This is a genomic window from Neorhizobium sp. T25_13, from assembly GCF_002968675.1.
GTDB lineage: Bacteria > Pseudomonadota > Alphaproteobacteria > Rhizobiales > Rhizobiaceae > Neorhizobium > Neorhizobium tomejilense.
In genome coordinates this window covers 1-4682 of record NZ_PVBI01000038.1, presented here as the reverse complement: position 1 = coordinate 4682, position 4682 = coordinate 1, and the positions used below count along the sequence as shown (strand labels likewise).

Below are 4682 nucleotides of genomic sequence, written 5' to 3'. Positions count from 1 at the left end.
CTGGGGCAGCGACTGGAAGAAGGCGACCGTCAAATCCTACAAGTCGACGCTCGGCTTTTCCTCGCAAGGGTCGAGCTACCCGACCCGCGGCAACTATCTGGATCTCGATCCGACCTATACGGACCGGTTCGGGCGGCCGCTGCTGCGCTTCACCTTCGATTTCCCGGACAACGACATCCGCATGTCGAACTGGGTCTCGGACCGGATGGAGGAGATCGCCAAGGCCTTCGGCGGCAGGCAATACACCAATACCCGCCGCAAGAAGGGCTGGGATTCGGTGCCCTACCAGAGCACCCACAATACCGGCGGGGCGATCATGGGCACGGACCCCAGGACCAGCGCCGTCAACAAGTACCTGCAGAGCTGGGACGTCGCCAACGTCTTCGTCATCGGCGCTTCCGCCTTCGCCCACAATGCCGGCAAGAACCCGACCGGCACCGTGGGGGCGCTCGCCTATCATGCGGCGGATGCCATCCGACAGCAATATCTCCGCAACCCGGGCCAACCTCTGGTGTCGGCATGAGCAGGATCGTCTTTTCCCTCACCCTTGCCGCAACCGCCCTCTCGGCAGGCCTGGCACTTGCGCAGGCGCCCGACCAGGCCGACCAGATCATCCGCGGTCGTTATCAGGCGATCCTCGGCGATTGCGCCGCCTGTCACACCGCGCCGGGGGCAAAACCGCTCTCCGGCGGACTGCCGCTCGAAACGCCGTTCGGCCAGATCATTCCGCCGAACATCACGCCCGACAAGGCGACCGGCATCGGCAACTGGACGGAGGCGGATTTCCGCAGCGCCCTGAAGAACGGTATTGGCCATGACGGCAAGCGGCTCTACCCCGCCATGCCCTATCCGGCCTATACCAGGATGACCGACAGGGACATTGGCAACCTCTGGTCCTATCTCAGGACCGTCGATCCGGTCTTCAATCCGGTCGAATCCAACCAACTGCCGTTCCCGTTCAACATTCGGCTGTCGATGATGGGCTGGAACATGCTGAACTTCACGCCCGGTGAATTCCGGCCCGATCCGTCGAAATCGGCCGAATGGAATCGTGGCGCCTATATCGTCCAGGGGCCGGGCCATTGCGGCACCTGCCATTCGCCGAAAACCACGCTCGGGGCGGACGAGACCAGCGAGCCGTTGCAGGGCGCTTCGCTGCAGGGATGGTATGCGCCCAACATCACCGGCAACAGCTATATCGGCGTTGGCAGCTGGAGCGAGGACGAGATCGTCCGGTACCTGAAGACCGGCACCAACGGGCATACGATCGCTTCGGGCCCGATGGCGGAGGCAATCCAGGCCTCGACCTCGCTGATGACCGACGCGGACGTGCACGCGATCGCCACTTACCTGAAGAGCACCGAAGGCGGTCCGACGCAGAAACCGCAGCCGATCCCGGCGAGCGATGCGCGGATGAGGGTGGGGGCGGCGATCTATCACGACACCTGTTCCGCCTGCCATGGCGGCGACGGCAAGGGCGCCCGCCAGCTGTTCCCGGCACTCGCCGGCAGCTCGATCGTGCAGCAGCCGAGCGCGGAGACGCTGACGCGCCTGGTGCTGCAGGGCAGCCAGGCGGTGCATACGCCCACGGCGAAAACGACACCCGCCATGCCTTCGCTCGGCTGGCGCCTGACCGACGCACAGGTGGCCGCCGTGCTGACCTACGTCCGCAACAGCTGGGGCAATGCCGCGCCTTCGGTCGGGGCGTCGGATATCGGGGCGCAGAGGTAAAGGCTCGTCCTCGGCTATATTTGAGGTATACCCCTCACCCTTCCCTTCTCCCCGATTGCGGGGAGAAGGTGACGGCAGTCGGATGAGGGGCTGCCAAGCCACAACCTTCATTTCCCCGCTTCACGCGCCTCTATCTGCCCGCTACAACTCCGTTATTCCGTTCTGCAATTTTGGATTTGAGAACCATGGCCGATAGCGTTACCGATCGTTTCCTCCGTTACGTCGTCATCGACACCCAGTCGGATGCCAAGTCTCCCTCCCAGCCTTCGACGATGAAGCAGAAGGATCTCGGCCGGCTGCTGGTCGAGGAAATGCTGGCGATCGGCATTACCGACGCGCATCTCGATGAGCACGGCTATATCTACGGGACGATCCCGGCGACGACTTCGAAGAACAACGTGCCGGTCATCTGTTTCTGCGCCCATATGGACACGGCACCCGATTTCACCGGCACCAACGTTAAGCCGCAGATCGTCAGGAACTACCAAGGCGGCGATATCCAGCTCACCGGCGACAAAAGCCAGGTGATCCGGGTGTCCGAACATCCGGTGCTGAAAGACCAGATCGGCAACGACATCATCACCTCTGACGGCACCACGCTGCTCGGCGCCGACGACAAGGCGGGCATTGCCGAGATCATGTCGGCCGCCGAATTCTTCATCAACAACCCGGACGTCAAGCACGGCGCTATCCGCATCCTCTTCACCGCCGACGAGGAAATCGGCCGCGGCGTCGATAAGGTGGACCTCACAAAGCTCGGCGCCGATTTCGGCTATACGCTGGACGGCGAGACCGCCGGCACGATCGAGGACGAGACGTTTTCGGCCGATGCTGTGGAGATCGCCATCAAGGGCGTCGCCATGCATCCGGGCTTCGCCTTCGGCAAGATGGAAAATGCCATCAAGATCGCCGGCGGCATCGTCGCAAGATTGCCCAAGGACATGACGCCCGAGACCACCAAGGGCCGCGACGGCTTCATCCATCCGACCGGCATGACCGGCGTGATGGAAAAGGCGAACCTCTCCTTCATCATCCGCGATTTTACCGAAGAGGGCCTGAAGGCCAAGGAGACGCTGCTCGAGGAGATCACCAGGCAGGTGATCGCCGACTATCCGGGCTCGACTTACACCTTCACCGTCAAGGAACAGTACCGCAACATGAAGGTGGTGCTCGACCAGTATCCGGGCATCGTCGATTACGCGGTCGAGGCGATCAGCCGGGCCGGCATGACCCCGGTGCGCGGCAGCATCCGCGGCGGCACGGACGGCTCGCGCCTTTCCTTCATGGGCCTGCCCTGCGCCAACCTCTTCGCCGGTGGCCACGCCTTCCACTCACCGTTGGAATTCGTCAGCAGCCAGGACATGGAACTGGCGGTGAAGACGGTGGTGGAGCTTGCGAAACTGTGGGAGGAGCGGGCGTAAGCGCTTTTTCTAAGCGGTGTGCTTTAAAGTCCAGACCCCTCGCCAGTCTTGAACGCGCCGCATTTTCTGCCTAGAAAACCGCCATCAGCAGCACCAACAGGATGGTGACCCATGGATTCCAACCGAAACGCAACGCCGCTTTGCCTTGCCATTCGGGAATCCGTCCATGCCTTCCATTATGCTTGCCAATTTTTCGTGGTCCACGCCTGACGGCCGGCCGCTTTTTTCCAATCTGAACCTCAGCTTCGGGCCCGAACGCGCCGGCCTTGTCGGGCGCAACGGCGTCGGCAAGACGACGCTTTTGAAGCTGATTGCTGGTGAGTTGATGCCCGCATCCGGCACGGTCTCGGTTTCCGGCAGCCTCGACATGCTGCGCCAGAGCGTGCAGGTCACGTCCGGTGAGACGATCGCCGACTTTTTTGGCACGCGCGATGCGTTGGCCGTTCTTGCCCGCGCGGAAGCGGGCGAGGCATCCGCCGAGGAGCTCGCCAATGCCGACTGGATGCTGGAGGCGCGCATGGCCGAGGCGCTGGCGCGGGCAGGCCTCGATGCGGATGCGAACACGCCGCTCGAAACGCTGTCGGGCGGCCAGCGTACCCGCGCGGGGCTGGCGGCACTGATCTTCACCGGGCCGGATTTCCTGATCCTCGACGAACCCACCAACAACCTCGACCGAGACGGCCGCCAAGCGGTGATCGACCTGCTCGCCGGCTGGCGGGGCGGGGCGATCATCGTCAGCCATGATCGCGAGCTTCTGGAAACCGTCGATGCGATCGTCGAACTGACCTCGCTCGGTGCGACCCGTTATGGCGGCAACTGGAGCCGCTACCGGGAGCGCAAGGGGCTGGAACTGGCCGCCGCCGAACACGATCTCACGGAGGCCGAAAAGCGGGTGGCGGAGATCGACCGCACGGCGCAGGAAACCGCCGAGCGCAAGGCGCGCAAGGACAGCACCGGCAAGAAGAAGGCCGCGCGGGGCGACATGCCGCGCATCGTCGCCGGCGGCATGAAGCGGCGGGCGGAAAATACCAGCGGCGACAATGCCCGGCTTGCCGAGCGGCTGCGAACCCAGGCGGCCGATGATACATCGGCTGCGCGTGAAAAAATCGAGATCCTGCAGCCGCTATCCGTGACGCTGCCGCCGACCGGCCTGCCGGCGAGCCGGGTCGTGCTCCGGATCGACAATGTCACCGCCGGTTACGAGGTTGAAAAACCGGTCCTGCGCGACCTCTCCTTCGAGATCACCGGGCCGGAACGGATCGCCGTTACCGGTCCGAACGGCTCAGGAAAGACGACGCTGCTGTCGCTGATTTCGGGCAGCCTGCAGCCGTTCTCGGGCACGGTGCGGGTGCCGGTGAGATCCGCCATGCTCGACCAGCGGGTGAGCCTGCTCGATCCGACGCTCTCGATCCGCGACAATTTCCGGCGTCTCAATCCGCAAGCGGACGAAAATGCCGGCCGCGCGGCGCTTGCCCGCTTCATGTTCCGTGCAGATGCCGCCCTGCAGGTGGTCGGCACCCTGTCGGGTGG

General features: G+C 63.9%; 4 protein-coding genes. All 4 read left to right on the top strand.

The genetic code is table 11. The features are described 5' to 3' along the window. Positions 1–523, top strand: a 523-nt coding sequence (locus C5J22_RS30800) for a GMC oxidoreductase (RefSeq protein WP_245440620.1), incomplete at its 5' end; no start/stop codon positions are given. After that, on the top strand, positions 520–1731 hold the full coding sequence (locus C5J22_RS30795; RefSeq protein WP_105441375.1) for a cytochrome c: 1212 nt from the start codon (positions 520–522) through the stop codon (positions 1729–1731). The genes C5J22_RS30800 and C5J22_RS30795, both read left to right, overlap by 4 nt. 185 nt (positions 1732–1916) lie before the next feature. Then, a complete protein-coding gene (pepT, locus tag C5J22_RS30790) occupies positions 1917–3152 on the top strand; it encodes a peptidase T (protein ID WP_105441374.1) in 1236 nt (411 codons plus the stop codon). Positions 3153–3318: 166 nt separating this feature from the next. Next, on the top strand, positions 3319–4682 hold a 1364-nt coding region (locus tag C5J22_RS30785; RefSeq protein ID WP_105441373.1), incomplete at its 3' end, for an ABC-F family ATP-binding cassette domain-containing protein.